Origin of the sequence: Massilia sp. TWP1-3-3, assembly GCF_049897805.1 — a bacterium.
Classification (GTDB): Bacteria; Pseudomonadota; Gammaproteobacteria; order Burkholderiales; family Burkholderiaceae_D; genus Telluria_A.
Genome location: NZ_JAFCWX010000019.1, coordinates 84,151 through 108,070 on the forward strand (window position 1 = coordinate 84,151; position 23,920 = coordinate 108,070).

The window sequence follows — 23,920 nt, forward strand, 5'->3', positions numbered from 1 at the left end:
GCAAACAGACTCCGGCGCCGAAAGCGGCCGTCCAATGAGTGCACACACAGATTCAGGCACCACGTGGATTGACCAACACGCAGGCGCCACGCTTGCGGTGTTTCGCGCGCTGCAATTGGGCGACATGTTGTGCGCCATCCCGGCCTTGCGTGCCTTGCGCGCCGCGCTGCCGCAGACCCGGATCGCGCTGATCGGGCTGCCCTGGGCGGCGCAGTTCGCGGCGCGCTTTCCTCAATACATTGACGAATTTCTTGCCTTCCCCGGTCACGCAGCGTTTCCCGAACAAGCCGTCCAGCAGCACCTGCTCGCCGAGTTTTACGCATCCATGCGCGCACGCAGGTTTGACATGGCATTGCAAATGCATGGCAGCGGCGAATACAGCAACAACGTCACGCGTGCCTTTGGCGCCTGCGCCATGGCCGGCTACGGCGACGCGGCCAGCGTTGGCCGCGAACAGTTTCATCCCTACCCAGACGGCGGCGCGGAACCGTTGCGTCTGCTGGACCTGGTGGTTTTGTTAGGGGCGCCCGCACAAGGCGATCACCTTGAATTTCCCATCACCGACGCCGACGAACGCGAGCTTGGCGCAAGCGGGCTGTCCGACGGCCTGACGGCGGGCGGCTACGTCTGCATTCATCCTGGCGCGCGCATGCGCGACAAGTGCTGGCACCCTGCCCGCTTCGCCCAGGTTGCCGACCACATCGCCGCCGAGTTTGACGTGCAAATTGTCCTGACGGGTTCGGCGGACGAAGCACCGCTCACTGCCGCGGTTGCCAGCCGCATGCGTTACAAGGCGCTCGACGCCGCCGCGCCCATCTCGATCGGCGCCATGGCCGCCCTGATGAGCCGCGCGCGGCTGCTGATCTGCAACGATACTGGGGTGTCGCACATCGCCGCCGGCCTCAAGTTGCATAGCGTCGTCGTCTTCAGCAAAGCCGACATACGCCGCTGGGCGCCGCTCGACAAGCAGCGCCATCGCTGCCTGTGGGATCCCGAATGCGAGCGCGTGCGCGATGTCATCGACCATGCTTTCAGTCTGCTCAGCTTGCCTTCGTACCTTGATGACGCAGCCGCCGATAACCCCACAGCATTGACGCGGCAACACTCCACCCTTGGCGGTGACACTTGGCGAGAACGGCCATTGGGCTGATGTCGATTCGTGCTTCACGCTTTACTGGCGCGCCCAACTGGTGAGCGATCAAAATTGGTGCCGCTCCCGTACGTCCGGCGTATATGGCGCTCGTTCTGTAAGTAGCGAGTTGCCAAGCTTGAGTGATAAATGCGAGTTGCAAGTTGCGAGTTGCAAGTTGCGATTTACCAGTTGCCAGGCTTGAGTGACGAATACGAGCCGCGAGTTGCCGGTTGCCACTTGCCACTTGCCACTTGCCACTTGCCAAGCATGAGTGACGAATGCCAGTTGGGGGTGGCGAGTTGCGAGGCTTGAGTGACGACTGACAGTTGCGAGGTGCGAGGTGCATCGTGAGGCTTGAGTTGCGTGTGCGAACGCGAGTTGCAAGCTGCGGATCGCACCGCCGACCGCGCTTCACCAGGCCGGTAATGCGTTAATGCATCACCGCGCAGCACGAAACAAATCAATCGCCAGCGCCGTCACCTCTTCGAGCGAGACATCATCGACAAAGCTTGCATCATGCTCGCAGCGCCTGACCGTGTTTTCCATCCCGCATACAGAACAATGCACGCGCGTTGACAAGGCCGCACGGTGCGCGTGCTGGCACAAGGGCGCCGCCTCGATCAGGTTGGTGAACCAGTAGACGCCCACGCACGCCCTGTCCAGCGCCAAGGCCATGTGCAATGGCCCGGTGTCATTCGACACCAGCAACGTGGCACGCTCCAACAATCCACACAGCGCATTGAGCGAGGCCTTTCCGCTCAGGTTAATGGCCGGATAGCGCATCGCTTCAATGACTGCGCCGACGATTGCCGCTTCCGCAGCCGATCCGTTGATCGCCACCAGCGCCCCCTCTTCCACCAGCGCATCAGCCACTGCCGCAAAACGCGCCGCCGGCCAGCAACGGCGTGCATCGCTGGCGCCCGGCTGCACGATGACCAGCCGTTGCCCGGGCGACGCGGGCACCAGCTGCGCAGCGAGCTGCCGGTCGGTAAGGGTTGCTTGCAACTGCCGCTTCATGGGCCACGCTTTGGCGCCGGCCAGCGCCGCCACTTCCAGCAACTGCAAACGCTGGTTGACCATGGTGCGATACACGATGCAGCGGTCCAGCGGCGCCGCGTCCGCCGTCCGCATTCCCGCCGACAGGCGCGCGTTGAACTGCGCAAGCAGCGGATTGGCATGACGCCCACCGCCAAACATCTGCAAGGCCAAATCGAATTTTTCAGCACGCATGGCATCGAGAAAACCATCGGCAGCGGCGGCAGCGGCAGCGGCGGCGGCAGCGCCGGCCCCGCCAATGCCCGGCAGCGGCGGCACGACGGCCACCCGATCAACGGGACCTGGCCGCCCGGCAAGAAACTGGGCATGCCACGGCAAGCCCAGATAGACGATTTCGGCCTCGGGATAGCTTGATCGCAGCGCGTGCAATGCGGGCAGGCAGAACATGAAGTCGCCCACCGCGTTCGGCCGGAACACGGCAATCTTGCGCGCGTCGTGCAGGACGGGTACGCTCATTGCCACAATACCTTTGGCGCATCGACCTCGCGGCGCGCAATCGTGGTTGGCAGCTCCATGTGATACGCCCCCGATGGAATGATCCCGCAGCCGCCGAACCTTGCCATCACGCGCAACTGGGCCAGCACGTCTTCGCCGCAATGTTCCGGCGGCAGCTCGCGCCAAAAGTCGAAGCCTCCCGCAGAGCGCAGCTTGTCGCTGTCAAAGAGCACGCAGCCGCCGACCCACGCCACGCGGTAGCAACGGGTTTCGCGGTGCTCCAGCGCCAGCCGCTGCTGCACGTGGAACAGATTGGCAGCGCTGTGCAAGTGATGGCGTTCCCACGCCGCCGTACCCGGCAAAATTCGCTCAGGCTCAACCTCGGTGTCCCACCACTCGATTTCCTGGTGCTGGGGACGCTGGTCGAACAGATAGCTCAATCCGTGCAAGGCACTGCCGACAAAGCCGCAATCTTTTTCGACCATGGCCTTGTGCAACCGTTCGAGCAGGTCCGGTTCGACGATGACGTCGTCGTCAAGGAACAGGCAGTAGGGCGCTTCGCTGCGTGACAGCAAAAAGGCGCGCTGCTCCGCCATGCCGCGGCGCGGCAAGTGGCGCAGCGCCTCCACGGCGATGTCGCGCGCGGCCAGATAGCGCAGCACCGCGGCAACCTCGGCGCTGCCCAGGGCGCCCGGCGTGTCGGACTGGTCCGAGATGATGATGCGAAAGCGGCGCATGGTTTGCGCCGACAGGGCCGCCAGGGTCACGGCCAGCGCGCACGCACGGTTGCAAGTAGGAATGAGCACGTCAATGGCGACGCCAGGGTTCATCGCGCCGATCCGGACGCCGAAGCCGCCCTTGCATACAAGTACGGATTCATGGAAGGATCGTTGTACATCTTGAACTGGCGGTACACCTTGAAATACGCCTGCCCGCTGTGCGCGTCGATCAGCAGCTGGTCAAGGCAGCATGCCAGGTCGTTGCGCTGCGCCGTGAGCCGTTGCAACTTGGCGCGGCAGGTATCGATATGGGCGGTGCTGGCGTCCGGACGCCGCGTCTGCTGGCGCATATGAAAGATTTTTAGCGCCAGGATGGACAACCGGTCGATCATGGCGCCCGCCGTTTCGCTAGACAGGCGCGCATCATCGTCGTGCCGCACCTCGGACAACTGCGCCAGAATGGCTTCGTCCATGGCTTCGACCGCGTCGTTGCGCAATTGGTTGTGGCGATCGATCAGGCGCTTACTGGCGGCAATCTCGGCCGGATCGACGTCAACCCGACGCGCCCGATCTTCCTCATCCCAAAGCATGCTGTTAAAGCGGTGATTGGCGTCTATCCAGCGCCACACACCATTGAGTGCCGGGCCGATTGTTCCACCCAGCCATTCTTTGCGTGATAAATTTTCGTCGTGAAACTCTACAATCAACAAGGCATCGAACTGCGTCAGCATGGCGTCCCCCGGGCATAGCGAGTGGCCGCAAGTGCGGCCTTACCCTGGTTTGAGAACGGATCAGTTCAACAAGTTCGCGCTCAGCGGGATGCAAGTTCGCGCCAGATCAAACTTGGGTGCGGAGAGTTACGGACGCACAAGTAGAGAAAATAGTCTGCTGTGCAAGCTAAAGGTAAGCGCGAATTTTTCCGCACACTGGGTATCTTGCCAAAGGAGCGGAACATAGGTGTCCACTGATTGGCGGTGGACACCGATGCAAGAGAAACGTGCCGACCCAGAGTTTCAGCTGGTAGTGACGTTTATGCGTCGTGACGGGCAACGCCGCTACGACGCGCAATCGAAGCGGTCCTTGGCGAGGGCGTGCCTGCAGCCCGGCGTTTCGCTGGCGGTCATCGCGGTCAAGCACGGCGTCAATGCCAAGCTGGTCGAGCAATCGATGGGACGTGACCTTTGAGAACTACCCTCCCGGGGCAACGCAGCGGTGGAAACACTACACGAAGCGGCAATGGCTCTCTGCTCTACATCAGCAGACGACAAGGAATGCTGTCATGTACTTCGGAGTTCCACGGCAAACACTTCGCGGGCGGCTGAAAGGCACAGATAAAATTGGGTTCGTCGATCCGTGGCGAACCATTGCGGCGCGAACGCGTGAGACGGTGGCCAACAATGGCGGGCGCCAACAGGCCCGTGCCGATACCTGAAGTACAAGGACAAGGGAGCAGATTTAGCGCATGGGGTCGCTGCAGCAGCGCCACGTCGACCGGTTTTTCCGGGATCACTATCGAACGATAGGGTGTGGCAGAGGCGAACAACGCGATAGCAAGGCCAAGATGCAGGACCGCAACGAGGCAAACCCGGGCGGCTTTTCCGCGTAGTTGAGAAAAATCAGCCGGAATAGATCTCGCAAACATCGCTGCCACCGTTTTTCTATTTAATGGCACTAATATATGCCATCCCATAGCAAAACAAAAGGAAATGTTGGCGATGGCTCGCACTGGATGTCAACACACCCACACGCGCCTGCGCATTTTGCCCACCACGTAAGACAGGAAATTGCGCATCCTGTTGAGATAGCCTCCAGATTCACCGGACACACCTGTCGAGCGTGCGGCGTCGAGCCGTATGCCTATCTGCGCCATGTGCTAACCGAATTGCCGGGCCGGCCAGCGATGACCATGTTCGCGACCTACTGCCGTTCAACTATGCAGCCGTCACGGACCAACTGCAAGCATAGGACGCTGGCAAGGTGCAGCGAAATTAGCGCTTACAGCTAAAGTAATAAGCAAACCTGTCGTTACAACATTATGTTCAGCCTCGATGTATACGACTCGTATACCGTTTATTTGTATGTTACCCGTAAAAATTGACAGCTATTTTGACAAGCCGCCGCCGCACCAGTCCAAACTGGGGCCCGGCCGCCTTCGTCCTGCCTCCCCCCAGCCGCCTAAACTTGTTGCTGTGCAAGGCGTCGCGCCCGATGAAGATCGCCGCGTCAGCAACCGCAGAACGAGCGAGCGGCGCGAAAAGGAACAAGCCTTGTTCCTCGACACGCGCACTGCGCACACCCGCCGGCGCAACCCCGGCCGCCGCGCCGAGGACCAGCTTGCCCCCGAAGCGCGCAAGACCATTTCGATCAAGGCTTAGGCAGCAGGGCCCGCGTCGGGCGTGGCGCCCGCTGCCAGCAGCAGGCGCGCCATCACCGCATCCGGTGCTTCCACCCAGTCCTTGCTAAAGACGCGCTCCAGGTTCCAGCCGGCGCCGGTCATCAGACCGGGCTGCTGCAGGTAGCGTTCAAGCAAATCGACCGTCTCGTAATGGCTGTCGGTATCGACCAGGATGCCAAGGCGATACACTGCATCGCCCTCCTTGCGCACGCCCAGGTCGCAGCGCAAGCCCGATTGTCCGATATTGCTGTCGACCAGGAAACCGTGCGCTTCCAAAGCGGCCCGCACCTGCGCCACCACCGGATGCGCGGCCGGCCGGACTTGCGCCCGGCGCTGGCCGCCCAGTAAGTCAATCACCTGGCGGGCGCCGGCTTCGTCGCCCACGGAACTGAGCTCGGCAAACTGCAGGTAGGACTTGAGCGCAAAGGCGCCCGGGTTGTAGTCGTTCTTGATATCCGTATGCTTGATGCTACTGACCAGGAACATGTGCCGCTTGGCCCGGGAGAACACCACGTTCAAGCGCTTTTCGCCGCCCGCGCGGTTGATCGGCCCGAAATTCATCAGCATCTTGCGCTCGCGATCGTAGCCGTAGCACACGCTCATGATGATCAGGTCGCGCTCGTCGCCCTGCACGTTTTCCAGGTTCTTGATGAACAGGCCGCAAAATTGTCCGTCTTCCTCACGCTCATAGGCGGCGTCCAGCAGCGTTGAAAACGCCTTGTCGGCGCGCGCCAGCGCCAGCAGCGCTTGCTCGATTTCATCTTGCTGCGCTTCCGAAAACGCCACCACGCCCAGCGAGAGCTTGCTGCCGCCCACCAGCAGCGCGCGCACCAGGCTGGCGATGTAGGCCGCTTCGGCCGCGTTGCGCCGCTCGCCATACAGGCCGCCCGGCACGTGATGAAAACTGATCGGGCGCGCCAGTGCCTGTGCCAGCGCCGGGCCGGCCGCAGTGGCGGCGTCGGTGCCCACCACGATCGGCTCGGCCGGATGGTTCAAGGCGTGGTCCGGAATGGTCAGCAGGCGGCCGTCATAAAAGCGGTGGTTGGAAAACGTGATCAGCGCCTCCGAGCGGCTGCGGTAATGCCACTCGAGCATGGTCGACGGCAGGCTGCGCGCCGCCTGCGTCAGAAAGCTGTCGCTCGACAGGTCGGCCAGCATCTCCTCGTCGTCAATCTCGCCCGGGTCGGCATGGCCGCCGAAAAAATTGGTCGGCGGGAGCTGCATTTCGTCGCCCACGATGATCACCTGGCCGCTGCGGTACAGCGATGGAATCGCCTCCTCCACCGGGATCTGGCTGGCCTCATCGAAAATGACGACATCGAAGTAGTCGGTCTCCAGCGGCAGCGTGTCCGAGATCGACAAAGGGCTCATCATCCATACTGGCTTCAAGTCGCGCACCACCAGGCCCGACTCGCCTGACGCCAGCTCGCGAATCGCCTTGTAGCGCATCACCTTTGAAAATTCATTCTCGACTTCGCGCCGGCCTTCCGTGTAGCGCTTCTTGAAGTCCTTGCCGCCTTCGTCCAGGTGAGCCGCGTTCTTGTTGGCCAGCGCCACGCGCGCCAGAAAGGCGTTGCGGCGCCGCTCCAGTATCACTTGCGCGTTCAAGGCATGCAGCTGGCGCACATGGCTTGATAAACGCGCGCACAACTGGTCGATTTGCTCGCCCGTCTGGCGGGCAAAGGCACTGTCGTCACGGTACACGCGGCCAAGCGCGGCGCGCGCCAGCGCCAGTTCCAGCGACAGGCCGGCATGCGGCCACGCGCGCGCCGCCTGCGCAAAGGCGGGCGGCGCCGCGGCCAGCGTTTGCAGATTGGCTACGATCAGCGGCAGCCAGGATGCGTCTTCCTGCATCGCCTGCAGTTCGGCGTGCACCTGGTCGATGCCGTATTCACCCACGCCGGATACGGCCGCGTCAATCGCGTGCAAGGCCGCCTCGCCCAGGTTGGCCAGCGCCAGCAGCGCCCCAGTGTCGGCAAAGGCCCGGTTGGCCACGTCATGCTGGAACATGATCAGCGCCGACGACAGGTTGGCATTGTGCGCGTGGATCTGCTCAACCTGCGCGGCAAACGCGTCCACATCGTCCACCTGCCATTCGCTTTCGATCTGCGCGTGCGTGGCCGCCAGCGCTTCCTGCGCCTGGTAGTCCTGCTGCAGCCATTGCAGGCAGTCGCTCCAGCGCGGCATAACTGCAGTAGGCGCCGCGCTGTAGTGCGACTTGAACAGCGCGCGCAGCTGCCACCAGGCGGGCTTGACGAACGCATACCACTGCGTCTCGAGCTGCCCGGCCTGGACAAGCGCAATGGCCGTCTCGTGCGCTGACGGACGGCGCGTCCAGCCGGCGCTCTTGACGGCGGCTGCCGCTGCCGCTTCCTGCTGCTTGCGCCAGGTTTTGCGCAGCGTGGCAAAGGCCGCGCTGCGCGGCTGTTGCGGGTCGAGCAGTTCGGGCAGCTGGCGCTGCAGCAGCGGCGCGATGGCGCGCAGGTAGTCGGCCAGGCGCCGGATGCGGTCGACGCTGGACCACAGCGTTACAGGCAATGCCTGCAGCTGCTGGTGCAACTGACCAAGCAGCGGCAACGCTTCGGTCGCAGCCGCGCGCGCCGCCTTGGCCGGGTTGTCGCTCGCGAACACGTGCGCGCCCAGCAGACGCACGGCGTGCCGCGCCAGCACCGGGTCCGCGCCCGCTTCGCGCAGCCGCTCCCCGATCGCCAGAAAGTTGGCGCCGTGCGCCAGCCAGGCGCTGTAGTCGGGCAGCGCATCGGCGTCCCCCGGCGCCAGCTCGAACTGCACGCCCAGTATGGCAATGCGCTTGTAGAGCGCGCGCAGCGCCATGCCCACCTCAGGCGGCGCGTCGTTCATGCGATGCGAAAAATCGGCCAGCAGCGCTTCTTCAAGGCGCACTTGCGCCAGCAGGTCGGTGCGCTGCGTTTCGTAGTGCTGCGGATCGGCCAGCGGCGCCATCCACCCTTCGTAGCAAGCCTTCAGATCCTTCACAAAGGACTTCTTGTCGCCCTGCGAATCGTGAATCAGCGCGCACAGCTGTTCCAGCCCCTGCTGCTGCAGCCGGTGGTACACAACGTCGATCGCCGCGCGCTTTTCACACACAAACATCACGCGCTTGCCGCGCGCGACAAAGTCGGCGATCAGGTTGGTGATGGTCTGCGATTTGCCGGTGCCGGGCGGCCCCTGGATGATCATGCTTTCGCCGTCGCGCGCACGCACGATGGCGCGCGCCTGGGTCGGGTCTTGCGGCACCACGGTGAACTGTTCGGCCAGGTCGGTGGGCGCGGCGGCGTCCGTAAACTGGCGGCGCGGCGTGAGCGCAAAAATGCCGTCGAACGAGGGGCTGGGCAAGTCGTCCTGCAGCACCGCATTGTAGTCGCGCACCAGCGACATCTTGCGGTAATTGAAGTTACCGAGCGTGATGGCGCACAGGTCGAATTCCCAGTCGTACGGGGTGCCGGCACGCTCCTGGTCGAAGGCGTAGGTCTGCTGCTCGATGACGTCGTAGTCGGGCGCCACGCACAGCTGGGCCTCAGACGTGTCAGACGCCTCGGGCGCGCTCATGAACATCGCGCGCGGCTTGCCCGCAATGCTTGACAAGGGCGCCGGCTGGGGTTCCACCTGGTCCAGAAACAGCTGGATGCCAAGCGGGTGGTAGGCGCCGTTCGCGTAGCTGTATTCAAAGTCGCCATGGCTGCGCCGCGCCACCCCGCTCATGGTTTTTTTGCGGCGCTTCTCGTACTGGTCCAGGCGCATCCGGGCCTGGCGCCGGATCATCTGGATTTGCGGACGCGCGATCTTGTGCAGCGTGATGCCCGGCTCCGAACGGCGCACCTGGCGCTCCATGTCGGCATGCAGCGCGTCGAGCGCGTCGCCGTCAAGGTCAATCGTTTCGGGCAGCTCCATGCCGTACACCTGGCGCAGCACGTGGCGCAATACGGGATTGACCTCGGCCACCGAGCTTGTCGCCTGCAGCAAATAGGTATCGCGCACGCCCTTTTTGCGGCTGAGGGTGACCGGCAGCAGCAGCAGCGGCGTGGTGATCCGCTCGTCCTTGTCTTCCTTGAAGTTATGCCACCTGAACATGCATACCGCCATGCGCAGCTGCGAGAAACCGTATTCAGCCTGGTCGCGCTGCGCCGTGGCGCGGATCGCGTCAAGCTGCGCCGGCAAAAATGGCAGGTCTTCGAAGCGCAGGTATTTTTGCAGCGGGATCGCCGTTTCGCTGCACACCTGGCGCGCCAGGTCGGCATGCCAGTAAAACAGGGCATTCTCGGTGATGTTGCGCACGTCGAGCATCAGCGGAAATGAGCCAACCGTCATGTTCAGCGTTTGCTGCGACGGCTTGAAGTGCAGCATGCGGTTGCGGCGCGAGACTTCGAACAGGCGGTCGCGCAGGTGCGTTTGCAGCTGGCGCGTGCGCTCGTCGGGCGCGGCGGCCGCGCCCAGCGGCAGGTCGGTGTCCAGGTCGAGCAGGCGGTAGTTGCGCAGCGAGTGAATCACCTCGTTCAAATCCGGCTCGCGCGTGTGGCGCGACAGCTCCGTCATGCGCACGATCAGGCGCGCCCAGACGGGATTCATGCGCGTGCTGAGCGCGAACAGATTGCCGCGATGGGCGACAAAGCGCGCCAAGTCCGCTTCGTCGGACAGATTGAGCCGGCAGGCCACGCTGGCCAAAATCAGGCCCAGTACAAAGATGTCGGTGAGTCCATCGTGATGGCCGCAGCTGTGCTCCCACGAGACGTAACCGGGCAGGTACAGGGGCGCGGCCGGCAGCTCGCCCGCATGCTCGGCGTCGGCGTCGCTGGCAAACAGGTCGCGCGTGAGGTTGTCGTCGGCGAACAGGCGGCGCGTGACGTTGAGCGTCACCAGTTCATCGACCTTGTCGAGCTTCGATTGGGCCAGCACGGGTTCGCGCGCCAGTGCGTTTTCAAACCACAGCTGGTTGTAGTCAAAGCGCAGCACCGCCACCCCTTCCAGCGGCGCCACGCGGTTTTGCGCGTGCAGCGCGGCGACCTGCTCGAACAGGGGCAGCACCCAGCCTTGCAAGTCTTCGGTCTGCGGGTAGTCGGAAAGGGTGGCGAGAAAGTCGAAGAACGATTTTCCGGCGGGAGCGGTCGGGTTGAGCGGTTCAGTCATGGTGCAATTGAGGTAGTGGCTCGTGCGAGCAGGTCGTCGCGCGCAGCTTTCAGCTTAGTCAGCGCGGCCTTCTTGATGCCGGTTTCCTTGAGCAGCAAGGCGTCAAAGGTCTCGCCAATGCCCAGGTGGTCGGCCATGCGCAGCGCGCCGGCGAGCGGCAAGTCGTCCAGCGACGGGTCGACGCATGCGAAGTCCAGCAGGACGAAGGAGAAAAATTCGCTCAGCTGGTGCCCCGGCGGCAGTGCACACGCGCCGTTCGCCGTAGCTTCGCCCGGCTGGAAGTCGGCGTAATAGCGGCGCGCCAGGGCCAGCACGCTGTCGCTGGCGAACCAGGCAGGCGCGAGCAATTGCGCCAGTACGCGGCGCGTAAGCCGGTGCAGTTCGAGCTGATCCAGGATATCGAGCCGGTTCAGGTTGAGCGGACCGGCCAGCAGGAGCGCGAGCGCGGCGTCGATGCCTTCGGCGCCGTCGGCATGCAGCGCCAGCGCCCGCGTGCGGATGAAGTTTTGCGGGTGGCCTGCCTGCTCGCCTGCCACGCTGTCGTGCGCGAGGATGCGCTCGGCCTGCTGCAGGTAGCTGTCAAGGTGCACGGTTGGTGCGCCGGTCTGGATCTTGACCAGGCTGGCGACGCACGGGCCGATGTCGCGACACAGCGCATAGGCGCCGCGGTCGGCATAGATTTCCGTGTATTGCTGGTAGCGGATCGCGGTGCTGGCCCAGACCCCGGGCGGCGACTCTTCCAGTGCCAGGCGCTCGAGGATGCGGCTGGCGATCCAGTAGCGCTGGCCGTCGCGCTGCCACAGCAGGTAGTGCGCCAGTTCGTGGCCGAGCACGGCGTCGATCTCGGCGCCGTTCAGCATACCCAGCACGGTGCCCTGGAAAATGATGTGGGCTTCGCCCGGCGCGGTGTAGACGGCAACATTGGCGAACCCGCCGTCATTCGACTGGTACAGCGAAATCGCCGGCGTGATCCCCAGCGCCTGCGCGGCGCGCGCGGCGGCAGCGTGCAGTTCGGGATGGGCTTTAAGGCTGAGCTGGTAGGTCGTTTTCAGCAGGTGCAGGCGCACTTGCTGCAGGTCGTCCTGGGTCGATAAGGCTCCCCAGCGCCACAGGTCGGGCTCGCGCGCCGAAAGGTAGTTGCAGACATCGGCGTGGTAGGTGGTCGCTTCCAAGTTAATGAGGTCCTGTGGTGTAGGCGGGCGGGCGCGCGGTGGGAAGAATCGGAAGCCAGGATCGGAAGCCAGAATCATAACGCACGGCAGCACGGAACACCGTGGATGGGGCCGCGATTCGTGTGCAAACGCGTGAAACGTTTTACACTTCTGCAACCCTTGCCACATTGTTGGAATGAACATGCGTACTTTCACAGCCGGCCCGATCACTTCCTCTGTAACCCGCCCCCTTCCCGCCCGCACGCAAGACAGGCGCTGGTGAAAATCGTCCTGACCACTGTCGGCATCCTGGCCATCGTGCTTGGCGTGATCGGAATCTTCGTCCCCCTGCTGCCGACGACGCCCTTTCTTTTGCTGGCCGCAGCGTGCTTCGCGCGCAGCAACAAGGACATGCACAACTGGCTGTTGAGCCACCGGCTGTTTGGCAGCTACCTGCGCAACTACGAGGCAGGCCGCGGCATTCCTTTCAGGGCCAAGGTGCTGGCGCTGGTCTTGATGTGGAGCTCGCTCGCGTACGCGGCGTGGCGCTACGAGTCGCTCTGGCTGCGCCTGCTGATCGTGAGCACAGGCGCCGCCGTCAGCATGTTCTTGCTGCGCCTGCCAACGTCGTCAGGGCCGCCGTCCGATTGAGTCGGCAGTGCGATCCGGCGCCGCCGCGCGGTCAGCCTTGCGCCGCCCGCCGCGCGGCGGTGGCGGCATGTTCGGCTGCGTGACCCTGTCGATCACGTAGCGGGGGCGCGACTTGACCTCGTCGACGATCTTGCCGAGATAGGCGCCGATCACGCCGATCGCCAGGATCTGAATTCCACCGAGCATCATGATGGGCAAGACCGTGGACGCCCAGCCCGGCACGATATCATCGGTGAACAATTTCCCCCACAGCACATAGGCCGATGCCGCCATGGCGCCGGCGAACACCAGAAAACCGGTGACCGTGATCATTTGCAGCGGCACGGTTGAAAACGACGTGATCGCCTGCAGCGCGAGCTTGAGCATTTTACTGAGCGGATACTTCGATTCCCCGGCAAAGCGCTCCTTCCTCGCGTACTCGACCGTGGTGGTGCGAAAACCGAGCAGCGGTATGATGCCGCGAAGGTAAAGGTTCACTTCGCGGTATTCGCGCAAGGCTTCCACGGCGCAGCGCGCCATCAGCCTGAAATCGGCGTGGTTGTGCACCAGTTCCACACCAAAAAACGCCAGCAGCCGATAAAAAAACGAGGCGCTGCGGCGCTTGAACACGGTATCGGTGGAACGGTCCGCGCGCACGCCGTAGACGATGTCGTAGCCGTCCAGGTAGCGCTCGACCATGGTGTCGATCGCATTGATATCGTCCTGCAAGTCGGCGTCGATGGTTACGACGGCGTCGCCATCGGCCGCCAGCAGCCCGGCCAGCACGGCGTTCTGATGGCCCCGGTTGCGCGACAGGCTCAAACCGGCCACCCTGCTGCGGGTGCGCGCCTCGTGTTCGATCAGCGACCAGGTGGCGTCGGCGCTGCCGTCATCGACAAAAATGATGCCACTGTCGGCGCCGATCATGCCCTTGCCGATCAGGCGCTCGAGCACGGCGTCGAACTGGCGCGCCGCTTCCGGCAGCACGTCTTGCTCGTTGTAGCAGGGCACGACGATGTGCAGCCTGGTGCGATTGGCGATGGCGTCATTCATAAGGTGAACTGGGTGAACTGGGTGAACTTGGTGAACCGGGTGAACTGGGTGAACTGGTGACGGTGGTGGCCGAAGGCGCCGCGCTGAAGGTTGCATACTCGGCCCGGATGCTGTCGCGCCAGACCAGCTGCACGTTGGTCAGCTGCAGGTAAAACCGCAGCATGATATTGATTGCCACCGGCGGAAAGGCGCTCAAGAACGACTTGCGGTCGGTGAACATCAGGGACCCCGACTTGGCGCCGAACGCGCACAGCCACTTGTGAATGACATCGTTGTTCCTGACGAACAGATCGGCGCTGTAGTTGGGCACTTCAATATAGCCGGCCTTGGCGATGCGGGAAAACTCCGCGCAGACGCGCACCGGATCGTCGAGATGCTCGAGGACGTGGCTGCAGATGATGAAATCGAATTGCTTTTCCTTGAACGGATAGGGAAACTGGTTCAGGTTCAGGTCGTGGAAGGGCAGCGTCTTGGCGCCGCTCGCCACCTTGAAGCCGCCGCGCTGCACGTCGTCGCTCTGCGCGAAATCGACCAGGACGTTGGCGTACTTGTTCGCAAAATGGCCGCAGCCAAAGTCGCCGATGACCAGCATGTCGTCGCTGAGATTGGCCCGGATGATCTTGTTCCTCTTGCGGGTCAACAGCTTTTGCATCACATACAAAAACAGCATTTGCATACGCATCCCATTCTGTGACGTGTGAATCGAAGACAATCTACCGGTCCTGGTCGGGCGGCGCGGGTGCATGGAACACGAAAGCGCGGTTCAACAGGAACGACACCGGTATCGTGATCGCCGCCGCGATGGCGCCGGCCAGGTAATCATTGACGATGGTCCTGGCCAGCGCCTGGATGCCCAGGCTGCAGGCGAACAGGGCCAGCGAAATCAAGGTGAAGCGCAAAAAGCGATGGTCTCCCGGATGGTCGAAAACGTAAGCGCCGTGCAGCTTGAATCCCATCAGCATTCCCACTGTGTAGGCAGCCAGGGTGGCGATCGTGTAATGGCATCCCATCCGGATAAACAGGGCGAAGACCGCGTACGAGGCCAGCGTATTGAGAAACCCGACCATTGAAAAGCGCACCAGGCGCAAGAAGGTGCGGTAAATTGTTGCGGATACTACCACGGGCACACTCCTATAAAGTCCGGTACAGGATGGAACGCAGCACCCCGTTGAGGTGCGAGCGCAGCTTTCCGTACGCGACCAGTGCGCCATGGCCGCGCAGCACGCCTTGGGCCAGGCGGTCGAGGAACAGGGAAAACTGGCGTCCCTGGCGCTTGCCGATCGCCGCGCTCCACTGGCCGGGCGAGACGCGGAACGCGGCCAGCGCCGCATCGCTGTACCAGGCCGGTCCCTGCGCCATCAGGCGCAGCCAATAATCGAGGTCGACCATATACGCGATCGATGCATCGAACCGGCCCGCAGCGGCAGCGCTGCTGGCGCGCAACAGCACCGCGCTCGGTTCGCCGATGATGTTGGTGCCCTGGCGCGCGCAGCGGCGCGCCACCGCATCGAGCGCGACCAGGCCGTCGTCCAGGCCCGCGCCCCGGCTCAGCATTTTTTTGCCATCCGGACCGATGATATCGCGCCGACAAAAGGCCAGCACCGCTTGCGGATGGCGCTCCAGCGCGTCGACCTGCGCGGCCAGGCAACCGGGCAGCAGCAAGTCGTCCTGGTGGAACAGCTTGACGTACTTGCCGCGCGCCGCGCCCAGCGCCCGGTTCCAGTTCCCTTCCGGCCCCAGGTTGCACGCATTGCGTTCGAGGATAACGCGCGCATCGCCGATCTGCTGCAGCCGCTCCCAACTGCCATCGGTCGAGCAATCGTCGAAGATCCGTAGTTCCAGATTTGCGTAGCCCTGTTCCAGCACGGAGCGTATGGCCGGCTCCAGATAGGCGCCGCCATTGTAGATGGGCATGCAGATCGAGACGAGCGGAAGGCAGGCTTGGGCGCGCATGGGTCAGTAGAAATTGATGAACAAGCGATCATGATAGCCAGGGCCGATGGCCGGCAGCGTGGCCAGGCGCGGGCCGACCCACACCACGGCCGGACGCACACCAGGCGGCGCCCCGATGCTGACGCTGCCCACGGCAAGTTCCACCGGTTGCTGCGCGACCGGTTTGCCAGCGACCCGTGCGCCGCGCAGTGGCAGCAATCGCCCCAGTTCGGACTGCATCACCAGATAGCGGCCGGGGTGCAGCACCGTGTAATTGCCCCCGCCGGGCGCGAGCACGCCGCCCAGCAGCCAGAAATCATCGCTCAGCGCAATGTAGCGCTGCTCGATGAATTGCCAGCCGGCGTCGGGAAGCATATTGGTCCGGTAGCTGCGGATGATCACCGAGGCCGGGTGGGCGTTCAGCATCGAGGCCACCGAGGCGATGCTGCCATTGGCAAAGGCGGCCTTGTTGAGCGTATGGTTGTACCAGTTGTAGCCGATGCTGGCGCGCGTGGGCAGCATGCCGATGGCGTCGTAGACGCGATCCTTGCGCGCATCGGTCAGCGCTTCGGCCGCGTCCATCAGGGTTTTTTGCCGCTCGTTGGTGTAGGCGAAGTGCCGGCGGGTGGCGTCGGCAAAGGGAAGCACCTGCCACAGCAGCAGCACGCCAAAGAGGGCCGCGCCCGCATGGCGCCAACCCCAGTCAAAGGCGACCAGCGGCGCGCCGAAGCGAAACGCGAGCAGATAGGCGAACGGCACCAGGTTCACCAGGTTATAGGGGAACGGCGTCGGATTGATCAGCAGTGCGCCATAGCTGCCTAGCGTGAGCAAGGCCTCGGGCAGCAGGCCGTCCCAGGTGAGCGCAGCGCGCCGTTCACGGCACAGCGTGACCACAACCCAGCACAGCGCCATGGCCACCAGTTCGCGCAGCAGCGGAACCTGGCGCGGCAATCGCCCCAGCGCCATCTCGGGATCCATCCGGACGGCGGTCGCGCCACTGGCCGCGCCCGCCTGCAAGCCGGCCAGGAACACCGGCCACGCGCCCGACACCAGATAGGCCGCCGCCACCGCCACGGCCCCACCTGCCGCGCCCAGCAGCCAGGCGCCCAGCAGGGGCGCGCGGCCTTGCCCGTGGGCAGGCGGGGGCAACGCCAGGAAAGCCAGGCTGAGCGGGGCTACATAGACGATTGCCTTCAAGCTCAGGAACGGCATGCACACCGACAGCACGCCAAGGCCGACGTACGACCAGCGCCCGCGCGGCGCGGTGCGGCCCAGCCACCACATGAGCAGCAGGCCGGTGAGGATCAGGTTGTCGTGCCGGATTTCAAACCCGTAGTCCCACAAGGGCGCCAGCGTGGCCGCGCCGAACAGGGCTGCGACGCCCGCGAAGGTCGTCAGCTTGCGGCCGGTATTAAGTGCCAGCAAATAGATGTTGAGCACGAACACGCCCAGGAACAGCAGGCGCGCCGACGTGAAAATCTTGAATGATTCCTCCTGCGCGCTCACCAGCGCCGACATCGGCCCCAGCATCCACAGCAGCGCGTTGGAAAAATAGAGATTGCTTTGGTGCGTGGCCACGACATGCGTCATGAACAGGTTTTGCGCTTCGTCGACCTGGAAGATGCGGTGCAAGGCAAGGTAGGCCGCCGCGCCGGCCAAGGCCAGCAGCGAGAGCAGCATTGCGCCCGTCATCCATCGTAGTTTGTTCGCCGACGTCATTTTTCCACCCTGAGGCACGACCCACATTATTACTTTCTTGACGGTAATGAGGAAGCGAAACTTGTCGGGAGGGGGTGGGACAGGCTTGCGGACAACAAAACCCGCCTCGCAGCGGCCTTGCGCGATGTGATACATGTTTGCATGCGTTATCAAAAATTTTGACACACATCAAGGATTTAGTTGAGCTACATCAATAAGCTGTATCACATACCAACAAGCAACAACCCACAACTAGGAAAACATGATGATCAAGCGCTCCCTTATTGCAATTACCCTCAGCCTGCTCGGTGCGATCGGCACGAGCGCCCATGCGCAAGACGGCGACTGGCTGGTTCGGGTGCGCGCCGCCCATCTCAATCCGGCCGACAAATCCACACCGATCGGTGGTGTCGGCGCGTCCGACCGTATTTCGGTGTCCAACAAGACCATTCCCGAACTCGACATCAGTTACTTCTTTACGCCGCATCTGGCCGCCGAACTGGTGCTGACCTACCCGCAAGAACATGACGTGTTCATCGACGGCGCGCTGGCCGGCAGCTTCAAGCACCTGCCGCCAACGCTGCTGGGCCAGTACCACTTCGATGCGATCGGCCAGTTCACGCCTTACGTGGGTGTCGGCGTCAACTTCACGCGCATTTCGAGCGTGAACTTGTTAGATGGTGCAGGGGACCTGGAAAGCCACAGCGTCGGACTGGCCTTGCAGGCTGGCATCGACTATAAAATCAATGACAAATGGTCGCTCAACCTGGACGTCAAGCGCGTCAATATTCGCAGCGACGTGATCGTTGCTGGCACCACCGTGAGCAAGCTCAAGGTTGATCCGACGATGGTCGCGCTGGGCGTTGGCTACCGCTTCTAAAGCAAGCGCCGTCCCGGCCGAGGAAACAAAAAGCCCTGCAAGTGAATAAGTTGCAGGGCTTTTTTACGCCTGCGCTGCGGCGATAACAATCATCAGCGAGGCACAGGCAGGAGTGATCGCTCTCTTGCTTTGGAAGTTTTGCAGGAACTAATGGAAACCACATCCTGAAAAAATGAATGGACCATCTTCATCTCATCGCCAGACGTAGAAAAATCCCACATCGCCTGTTGACTTGGATGTGACAGTTGTCGCACAATATCGGCAACTGTCGCACGCGGAGCAAACCATGGCAATTCCCTCGATTTCTGAACTGACCTTGCTCAAGTCGCTCTGGCGACAGCAACCTCTCAGCGCGCGCGAAATCCATGATCAGGTAGCTGACGAACTTGGCTGGTCGTTTTCGTCCACCCGCAAGACGCTCGAACGCATGCTCGACAAGGGTTCGGTGCGCCGGTTGGCCGTGCACGGCGTCCAGGTGTACGAGGCAGCGCTCGACAAGGTCGACACCCTGGCCGCGTTCGCGCACGACTTCGGCAAGCGCGTCATGGAGCTGGACACGCCCCTGCCCGTGACCATGTTCACAGGCAGCAAACTGGTAGACGACGCCGAGCTCGCGCAACTGGAACAGCTCCTCAACGACTGGCCCGAAGGCGGCGACGAAGCGAAATGAGCGCCATCGACTTGCTTGGTTTGCGCTTCCTGTTAGCCAGTGGCGGCTGTCTCGCCGCCGGGATGGGCGTGTGGGCGCTGACCGCGCTGTGCCGTCGCCTGGCCGATTCTTCCGCGCACCGTTCCCTGTGGCTGCTGGCCCAGCTGACTGTGGTGGCGGTCTTCCTGGTCATCCTGCTGCCGCACAGCGAACGGCTGCGGCTGGTGCCGGCGATCGACATGGACAGTACAACGGCGTTCGCGCCGGTCCCGGTTGCCGCTGCCGCAGGGCCGCTTGCCGGCGCCGCGCCTGCCGTGCAAAAACCGCAAGATCCGGCCCGCGCCATGCTCGCCAATGCCGCGCGCGCATGGTTGCTGATCTACCTGGCCGGACTTGGCCATGCGCTCATCGCCCTGCTGCGGGCGCGGCGCATGCTGCACTGCCTGGCCGCCGCCGGATCTCCTGCCCCAGCGCTGCCGCACGCGCCCAAGCTGGCCGTCATCGAAGTGGACGCGCCCATCTCGCCCATGCTGTTTGGCCTGTTCAGGCCACGCCTGCTCTTGCCGCAGCACTTGCGCAGCTTCGCTTCGGCACAGCAGCAATTGATCGTCGAACATGAGCTGACCCATTGGCGGCGGCGCGACCTGCAATGGATGTGCGCCGGCATCGTCCTTCAAACCCTGTTCTGGTTTAATCCCTTCATGCGCATGCTGCGCGAAAACCTGTCCTGGGCCCAGGAGCTCGGTTGCGACCGCGCGGTGTTGCGCGGCCGCTCGCGCTCCGCGCGCAAGGATTATGCGGCGGCGCTCGTGGCGCAGCTGACACTGCAGCGCCATGCCGCGAGCGCCGCCCTGGCCTTTGGCGGCGTCAGCCCCAGTTCGCTGTCGGAGCGGATCGCGCTCATCCGTACGCCAGCCGCCCCCGCCCGCGGCCGCTGGGCACGCCTGGCCGCGATCGGCGGGATGGCCGGCGTCGTCATGGGCAGCCTTGCGTTCCAGCCTGCGCTCGCCCGGCATGACGAGGCCGGGCAGTTGTTCGCTTGCACGGAAATGGCGGACGCGGACAGTGGCCAGCGGCTGGCCGACGAAGGCCGGTGCGACGAGCAGGTGACACCGGCATCAACCTTCAATATCGTCGTCAGCCTGATGGGCTATGACAGCGGCATCCTGCGCGACGAACATGCCCCGGCACTGTCATTCAAGCCCGGCTATGCCGGCGATATCCCATCCTGGCGCGCGGAAACTGACCCCACGAGCTGGCTCAAGAATTCCGTGCTGTGGTACGCCCAGCAAGTTACCGCGCACCTGGGCCAGGCGCGCTTGCAGTCCTATGTGACGCGCTTCGGCTATGGCAATCGCGATGTGTCCGGAGACCCCGGCAAGGAAAACGGCCTGACGATGTCGTGGGTCGCTTCAAGCCTGAAAATTTCGCCGGTGGAACAGGTGGCTTTCCTGAGAAAGATGCTCAATCGGCGACTTCCCGTGAGCGCAAACGCGCTCGACATGACAGCTCGCATCATGCCGCGCGTGATGCTGGCCAATGGCTGGGAAGTCCACGGCAAAACCGGTACCGCAAGCCCGGTCCTGCCAAATGGCAAGGATGACGAAACGCGCCAGTACGGCTGGTATGTCGGCTGGGCCAAGAAGGGACAGCGCACCGTGGTTTTTGCCCGCCTCGTGCTCGACCGGCGCCAGGAAAACAGCGCCGCAGGGCCGCGCGCCAAAGAGGCATTCTTGTCCGATCTGGCAAGGCGCCTCGAAACCCTCTGATCAACATTTTGCAAAAGGAACTCACTTGATCATCTTGTCAAAAAGCCTCAAACGCACGGCAACAGCCCTTGTCGCGTCCTGCTTGTTGTCCGCACCCGGCTGGGCGGCAGAGGCCCCGGCCAAGCTGCGGGCCATGGTCGACACGGCGATCCATCCCCTGATGGCAGAGCACGGCGTGCCCGGCATGGCGGTCGGCATCACGATCGACGGCCAGGCCTATGTCTTCAATTACGGCGTCGCCTCGAAAGAAAGCAGGGCGCCGGTAGACGCGGCAACGCTGTTCGAACTCGGCTCCATCAGCAAGACCTTGACGGCCACCCTGGCGACTTACGCACAAGGGCTGGGCAAGCTGTCGCTCGATGAGCACCCGAGCACATACATGGCGCAGCTGAAGGGAAGCGCCATCGACAAGGCCAGCCTGCTCCATCTCGGCACCTTTACAGCTGGCGGGCTGCCGCTGCAGTTTCCCGACGGCGTCACCGACGCCACCATGGCAGACTATTTTCAGCAATGGAAGCCGGACGCGGCACCTGGCGTTCAGCGCCGCTATTCCAACGCGAGCCTGGGCTTGTTCGGGCACCTCGCCGCACTGGCCCTGAAGGCCGACTTTGCCGACGCCATGGAACGGCAGCTGTTTCCCCAGCTCGGTTTGAAGAATACCTATTTCCAGTTGCCTGCCAGCGAAATGGGCCGTTACGCATGGGGGTACAACAAGGAGAGCAAGCCGGTCCGGATGAACCCCGGCGTGCTGGCCAGGCAAAACTATGGCCTGACGTCGACCGCGGCCGACATGATCCGCTTCGTGCAGGCGAACATCGATCCTGCGGGCCTGCCAAGACCGATGCAGCGTGCGCTCGCGGGCACGCACGTGGGCTACTTCAAGTCCGGCGCCATGGTGCAGGGCCTCGGATGGGAGCAGTATCCCTACCCCGTCACCTTAGATGACCTGTTAAGCGGAAACGCGTACGACATGATCATGGATCCGAACCCGGCGCTACGGCTGGAGCGGCCACACGCGCCGGCCACCCCGACCTTGTTCAACAAGACGGGCTCGACGGATGGCTTCGGCAATTACATCGTCTTCGTACCGCAGAAAAAAATCGGCATCGTGCTGCTCTCAAACAGGAACTACCCGATTCCGGCCCGCGTCAAGGCAGCCCATGCGATCCTCGTCCAGCTCGCGCTCATGGCCAAATAAAGCGCGACCGCGCACGCGCCCGATTCGTTCCCCCATCCGTTTGAGCGCATCGGCGCCGCATCCGGCGCCAGCGGGCACACTGGCCCGCATGAGCACTTACCGCATGAGCACTTACCGCAATAACCGCGTGCCCGGCCAAGCCTATTTGTTCACGGTACGTCTGTTCGATCCCGACAGCAACCTGCTGATCGAACACATCCCGGCCTTCGGCGAAGCGATCCGCCAGGCGCGCAGCAAGGGTCGGCCTGTCGGCTTACCTGGATGACCCAGAGCTATCGATCGACACGAACCACCTCGAGCGCGCTCCCTGCAAATGATCCGATGAGTAAAAAGAACCGGCTGTTCAGCTGGGCTGAGTTGGGCGCCAAGCACATCGGCAGTGTGCAAAGCCTGCTGGCGACTTGCCGGCTGCAGGACATCAACCCCCAGCAGTCAAGGGTATCAAGAACTACCTGGATGCGCTCAGCAGTCAGGTCAGGGGCGCGAGTCTTCTTCATTTCTTCGGCTTCCCTTCGCGATGTTCAATGACATTGAGGACGTCAGTGGACTGGTTTGACGTCGCGGTAATCAGGAAGGCGTTTGCTACGCTGAGCCGCACACGCGCCCCGACTGGAACCGCAGGGTCTTCCATAATTGAAAGCAGAAAGTTCATTCGCTCCAATGTCCTCGTCTGGTGCGCCACCCAGTTGTCGGCGCCATACTCCTCAACGTCCAGAGCTTCCCGCGCTTGGTTCAAAAGGTACTCGGTCTCGCTTTTGAGCGAGCGAAGATTTGCGGTCTTGTGATCTTCGCCCTTGACGCACTCCTGCTCCTCGCAATTGATGCAGTCCCGATATAGCTGACATGGCTCGCTTGCGAAATTGTGCGTGCACCAGCCATAGTTTGTAGTGTGGGCGGCGACGAGTCCTATTCCCTTGAACGCGCTGCGCAGGATCAGTTCTCTCGAGCCAGCAGCAGGAACGATGTTTGCTGTGAAGCCCGCTTTAAGAGCTTGGCTGATGGGTGCCTGTACCTCGTCCGAATTCATGTGGTCGTACGCCCGGTTATGTCGGACATCTTTGCGGCCCGCAAAAATCGCAATCTCAGCGCTGCTGAGTCTGCCCATTTCAGCAAGCATGCTGAGGTAGTGCCGCAAGCTGTGGCTCACGAGATCGATAGGCGAGCCATCGTCTTCCGTGTAGCCAAATCGTTCAAAGATGGACTCTTGTGCCACCCTGCCATAGAAATTGGTGATCTTGTTCGAGTCGACGCAGCAGAACATAGTAAGCGCGCTATTTACCCCACCTTCCATTGTTAATTTTCGACACCCAGAATCGGGGCTCCATCAACTAAAGGAGTCACGAACATGCAAGAAGAAACGAAACAGACAATCTGGACGACGCGCCTTCAGGATCACGCAGCGTCGGGTCAGCCGATTCGTTCCTGGTGCGCGGTCAATAACGTAACCGAGGCGTCGTTTCACTACTGGCGCAAGCGGCTTTCGCCGGCACCAGCAACTTCCACAAAACTGATCGCGCTGCCGTTACTGGGAGGCCACGGTGAACAGGTATTGGAAGTCGAAACACCGACCGGCTACGTGATCAGGTTGCGCAGCCAGGCGCAAGTGGACTGGCTTGGCGCGGTTGTGATGGCGTTGCGCTGATGTGGGGTACACCGCAAGGCATGGTGTACCTCGCCACAGGTCATCACGACATGCGCAAGTCGATCAACGGACTGGCGCTGGTAGTGGCCGAGACGCTGGGACTCGATCCAGTCAGCCCGCACTGGTTCGTGTTCTGTAACCGCGCCCGCGATCGGATCAAGATCCTGCACTGGGACACGAACGGTTTCTGGCTGCACTTCCGCCGGCTGGAGGAAGGTCGCTTCCACTGGCCTGAGCACGCCGACGATGCACAGGCGCTGGCCGTGACGGCACGCCAGTTGCGCTGGCTGATCGACGGCTTGAAATGGCAGAACGCGGTGGCGCATCAGGCGATGACACCGCGTGCCATGTGCTAGCAAACTTTATTTCAAAAACATGCAAATGACGTAAACCCAAAACGGAAAATGGTTTGGTAAAGTTACTGCATGTACCCACCCGA

23 protein-coding genes and 2 pseudogenes are annotated in these 23,920 nt (G+C 62.8%); 13 read left to right on the forward strand and 12 right to left on the reverse strand.

Annotated features, from left to right (window positions below):
- The first annotated feature begins 34 nt into the window (after positions 1-34).
- Complete coding sequence (locus ACP7D4_RS18340; RefSeq protein ID WP_426103627.1) at positions 35-1,150, forward strand: glycosyltransferase family 9 protein; 1,116 nt, start codon at positions 35-37, stop codon at positions 1,148-1,150.
- A 420-nt stretch (positions 1,151-1,570) separates the two neighbouring features.
- Here ACP7D4_RS18340 and ACP7D4_RS18345 read toward each other — a convergent pair whose 3' ends face one another.
- From ACP7D4_RS18345 to ACP7D4_RS18355, 3 genes are read right to left on the reverse strand one after another with little or no spacing between them, the layout of a single operon-like run.
- Positions 1,571-2,644, reverse strand: a complete 1,074-nt coding sequence (locus tag ACP7D4_RS18345) for a glycosyltransferase family 9 protein (protein ID WP_426210564.1) — start codon at positions 2,642-2,644, stop codon at positions 1,571-1,573.
- Positions 2,641-3,453: a glycosyltransferase family A protein gene (locus ACP7D4_RS18350; RefSeq protein ID WP_426210566.1), complete on the reverse strand. Its 813-nt coding sequence runs from the start codon at positions 3,451-3,453 to the stop codon at positions 2,641-2,643. The genes ACP7D4_RS18345 and ACP7D4_RS18350 overlap by 4 nt, the downstream gene beginning before the upstream one ends.
- Entirely contained in the window at positions 3,450-4,073 is a 624-nt protein-coding gene (locus ACP7D4_RS18355) for a DUF4254 domain-containing protein (protein WP_426210568.1), read from the reverse strand. Before ACP7D4_RS18355 ends, ACP7D4_RS18350 begins: the two co-directional genes overlap by 4 nt.
- A gap of 253 nt (positions 4,074-4,326) precedes the next feature.
- On the opposite strand from ACP7D4_RS18355, the gene ACP7D4_RS18360 reads away from it, so the two are divergent.
- A complete protein-coding gene (locus tag ACP7D4_RS18360) occupies positions 4,327-4,527 on the forward strand; it encodes a hypothetical protein (protein ID WP_426210570.1) in 201 nt (66 codons plus the stop codon).
- A 64-nt stretch (positions 4,528-4,591) separates the two neighbouring features.
- On the opposite strand, the gene ACP7D4_RS18365 is transcribed toward ACP7D4_RS18360, so the two are convergent.
- Positions 4,592-4,993 (reverse strand): hypothetical protein, encoded by a 402-nt coding sequence (locus ACP7D4_RS18365; protein ID WP_426210572.1) that lies wholly within the window; start codon positions 4,991-4,993, stop codon positions 4,592-4,594.
- A gap of 174 nt (positions 4,994-5,167) precedes the next feature.
- Between ACP7D4_RS18365 and ACP7D4_RS18370 the strand changes: the two are divergent.
- Positions 5,168-5,307, forward strand: a pseudogene (locus ACP7D4_RS18370) (transposase domain-containing protein); the annotation flags it as partial.
- A 113-nt stretch (positions 5,308-5,420) separates the two neighbouring features.
- The gene (locus ACP7D4_RS18375) at positions 5,421-5,717 is read left to right on the forward strand and encodes a hypothetical protein (RefSeq protein ID WP_426103631.1); all 297 of its coding nucleotides are present in this window, start codon (positions 5,421-5,423) and stop codon (positions 5,715-5,717) included.
- Here the strand turns inward: ACP7D4_RS18375 and ACP7D4_RS18380 are convergent.
- Entirely contained in the window at positions 5,714-10,879 is a 5,166-nt protein-coding gene (locus tag ACP7D4_RS18380) for an AAA domain-containing protein (protein ID WP_426210574.1), read from the reverse strand. The two genes, ACP7D4_RS18375 and ACP7D4_RS18380, sit on opposite strands and share 4 nt — an antisense overlap.
- Positions 10,876-12,051, reverse strand: a complete 1,176-nt coding sequence (locus tag ACP7D4_RS18385; RefSeq protein WP_426210576.1) for a M48 family metalloprotease — start codon at positions 12,049-12,051, stop codon at positions 10,876-10,878. The genes ACP7D4_RS18380 and ACP7D4_RS18385 overlap by 4 nt, the downstream gene beginning before the upstream one ends.
- A gap of 258 nt (positions 12,052-12,309) precedes the next feature.
- Between ACP7D4_RS18385 and ACP7D4_RS18390 the strand changes: the two genes are divergently transcribed.
- Positions 12,310-12,681: a YbaN family protein gene (locus ACP7D4_RS18390; protein ID WP_426210578.1), complete on the forward strand. Its 372-nt coding sequence runs from the start codon at positions 12,310-12,312 to the stop codon at positions 12,679-12,681.
- Here ACP7D4_RS18390 and ACP7D4_RS18395 read toward each other — a convergent pair.
- The 5 genes from ACP7D4_RS18395 to ACP7D4_RS18415 are packed head-to-tail and all read right to left on the reverse strand — an operon-like array spanning position 12,661 to position 17,391.
- Positions 12,661-13,713 (reverse strand): glycosyltransferase family 2 protein, encoded by a 1,053-nt coding sequence (locus ACP7D4_RS18395; protein WP_426103635.1) that lies wholly within the window; start codon positions 13,711-13,713, stop codon positions 12,661-12,663. The genes ACP7D4_RS18390 and ACP7D4_RS18395 overlap by 21 nt on opposite strands.
- Positions 13,706-14,389, reverse strand: coding sequence for a class I SAM-dependent methyltransferase (locus ACP7D4_RS18400; protein WP_426210579.1), 684 nt, complete (start codon positions 14,387-14,389; stop codon positions 13,706-13,708). The genes ACP7D4_RS18395 and ACP7D4_RS18400 overlap by 8 nt, the downstream gene beginning before the upstream one ends.
- A 37-nt stretch (positions 14,390-14,426) precedes the next feature.
- Positions 14,427-14,834 (reverse strand): GtrA family protein, encoded by a 408-nt coding sequence (locus ACP7D4_RS18405; RefSeq protein WP_426103637.1) that lies wholly within the window; start codon positions 14,832-14,834, stop codon positions 14,427-14,429.
- A 10-nt stretch (positions 14,835-14,844) separates the two neighbouring features.
- Positions 14,845-15,666 (reverse strand): glycosyltransferase family 2 protein, encoded by an 822-nt coding sequence (locus ACP7D4_RS18410; RefSeq protein WP_426210581.1) that lies wholly within the window; start codon positions 15,664-15,666, stop codon positions 14,845-14,847.
- Between the two features lie 3 nt (positions 15,667-15,669).
- Positions 15,670-17,391, reverse strand: coding sequence for a hypothetical protein (locus ACP7D4_RS18415; RefSeq protein WP_426210583.1), 1,722 nt, complete (start codon positions 17,389-17,391; stop codon positions 15,670-15,672).
- A 217-nt stretch (positions 17,392-17,608) separates the two neighbouring features.
- On the opposite strand from ACP7D4_RS18415, the gene ACP7D4_RS18420 reads away from it, so the two are divergent.
- The 6 genes and pseudogenes from ACP7D4_RS18420 (at position 17,609) to ACP7D4_RS18445 (ending at position 22,104) form a co-directional block, all read left to right on the forward strand.
- Positions 17,609-18,223: an OmpW/AlkL family protein gene (locus ACP7D4_RS18420; RefSeq protein WP_426210584.1), complete on the forward strand. Its 615-nt coding sequence runs from the start codon at positions 17,609-17,611 to the stop codon at positions 18,221-18,223.
- A 286-nt stretch (positions 18,224-18,509) separates the two neighbouring features.
- Complete coding sequence (locus ACP7D4_RS18425; RefSeq protein ID WP_426103640.1) at positions 18,510-18,893, forward strand: BlaI/MecI/CopY family transcriptional regulator; 384 nt, start codon at positions 18,510-18,512, stop codon at positions 18,891-18,893.
- Between the two features lie 62 nt (positions 18,894-18,955).
- Positions 18,956-19,765, forward strand: a pseudogene (locus ACP7D4_RS18430) (M56 family metallopeptidase); the annotation flags it as partial.
- A gap of 69 nt (positions 19,766-19,834) precedes the next feature.
- Positions 19,835-20,641: a class D beta-lactamase gene (gene blaOXA / locus ACP7D4_RS18435; RefSeq protein WP_426210592.1), complete on the forward strand. Its 807-nt coding sequence runs from the start codon at positions 19,835-19,837 to the stop codon at positions 20,639-20,641.
- Positions 20,642-20,675: 34 nt separating this feature from the next.
- Complete coding sequence (gene ampC / locus ACP7D4_RS18440; protein WP_426210594.1) at positions 20,676-21,839, forward strand: class C beta-lactamase; 1,164 nt, start codon at positions 20,676-20,678, stop codon at positions 21,837-21,839.
- Between the two features lie 88 nt (positions 21,840-21,927).
- Positions 21,928-22,104 (forward strand): hypothetical protein, encoded by a 177-nt coding sequence (locus tag ACP7D4_RS18445; RefSeq protein ID WP_426103641.1) that lies wholly within the window; start codon positions 21,928-21,930, stop codon positions 22,102-22,104.
- Positions 22,105-22,332: 228 nt separating this feature from the next.
- Here ACP7D4_RS18445 and ACP7D4_RS18450 read toward each other — a convergent pair whose 3' ends face one another.
- A complete protein-coding gene (locus ACP7D4_RS18450) occupies positions 22,333-23,130 on the reverse strand; it encodes a hypothetical protein (protein WP_426210586.1) in 798 nt (265 codons plus the stop codon).
- A 54-nt stretch (positions 23,131-23,184) separates the two neighbouring features.
- Here ACP7D4_RS18450 and tnpA point away from each other — a divergent pair, with 54 nt between their 5' ends.
- Positions 23,185-23,481: an IS66 family insertion sequence element accessory protein TnpA gene (gene tnpA / locus ACP7D4_RS18455; RefSeq protein ID WP_426210588.1), complete on the forward strand. Its 297-nt coding sequence runs from the start codon at positions 23,185-23,187 to the stop codon at positions 23,479-23,481.
- 20 nt (positions 23,482-23,501) lie between these two features.
- A complete protein-coding gene (gene tnpB / locus ACP7D4_RS18460; RefSeq protein WP_426210595.1) occupies positions 23,502-23,837 on the forward strand; it encodes an IS66 family insertion sequence element accessory protein TnpB in 336 nt (111 codons plus the stop codon).
- The last annotated feature ends 83 nt before the right edge of the window (positions 23,838-23,920 follow it).

Coding starts and splice junctions, on each gene's coding strand:
- ACP7D4_RS18340 (WP_426103627.1), top strand. CDS start 35: ATGAGTGCACACACAGATTCAGGCACCACGTGGATTGACCAACACGCA.
- ACP7D4_RS18345 (WP_426210564.1), bottom strand. CDS start 2,644: ATGAGCGTACCCGTCCTGCACGACGCGCGCAAGATTGCCGTGTTCCGG.
- ACP7D4_RS18350 (WP_426210566.1), bottom strand. CDS start 3,453: ATGAACCCTGGCGTCGCCATTGACGTGCTCATTCCTACTTGCAACCGT.
- ACP7D4_RS18355 (WP_426210568.1), bottom strand. CDS start 4,073: ATGCTGACGCAGTTCGATGCCTTGTTGATTGTAGAGTTTCACGACGAA.
- ACP7D4_RS18360 (WP_426210570.1), top strand. CDS start 4,327: ATGCAAGAGAAACGTGCCGACCCAGAGTTTCAGCTGGTAGTGACGTTT.
- ACP7D4_RS18375 (WP_426103631.1), top strand. CDS start 5,421: ATGTTACCCGTAAAAATTGACAGCTATTTTGACAAGCCGCCGCCGCAC.
- ACP7D4_RS18380 (WP_426210574.1), bottom strand. CDS start 10,879: ATGACTGAACCGCTCAACCCGACCGCTCCCGCCGGAAAATCGTTCTTC.
- ACP7D4_RS18395 (WP_426103635.1), bottom strand. CDS start 13,713: ATGAATGACGCCATCGCCAATCGCACCAGGCTGCACATCGTCGTGCCC.
- ACP7D4_RS18400 (WP_426210579.1), bottom strand. CDS start 14,389: ATGCAAATGCTGTTTTTGTATGTGATGCAAAAGCTGTTGACCCGCAAG.
- ACP7D4_RS18410 (WP_426210581.1), bottom strand. CDS start 15,666: ATGCGCGCCCAAGCCTGCCTTCCGCTCGTCTCGATCTGCATGCCCATC.
- ACP7D4_RS18415 (WP_426210583.1), bottom strand. CDS start 17,391: ATGTGGGTCGTGCCTCAGGGTGGAAAAATGACGTCGGCGAACAAACTA.
- ACP7D4_RS18420 (WP_426210584.1), top strand. CDS start 17,609: ATGATCAAGCGCTCCCTTATTGCAATTACCCTCAGCCTGCTCGGTGCG.
- ACP7D4_RS18425 (WP_426103640.1), top strand. CDS start 18,510: ATGGCAATTCCCTCGATTTCTGAACTGACCTTGCTCAAGTCGCTCTGG.
- blaOXA (WP_426210592.1), top strand. CDS start 19,835: ATGGCCGGCGTCGTCATGGGCAGCCTTGCGTTCCAGCCTGCGCTCGCC.
- ACP7D4_RS18445 (WP_426103641.1), top strand. CDS start 21,928: ATGAGCACTTACCGCATGAGCACTTACCGCAATAACCGCGTGCCCGGC.
- ACP7D4_RS18450 (WP_426210586.1), bottom strand. CDS start 23,130: ATGGAAGGTGGGGTAAATAGCGCGCTTACTATGTTCTGCTGCGTCGAC.
- tnpA (WP_426210588.1), top strand. CDS start 23,185: ATGCAAGAAGAAACGAAACAGACAATCTGGACGACGCGCCTTCAGGAT.
- tnpB (WP_426210595.1), top strand. CDS start 23,502: ATGGTGTACCTCGCCACAGGTCATCACGACATGCGCAAGTCGATCAAC.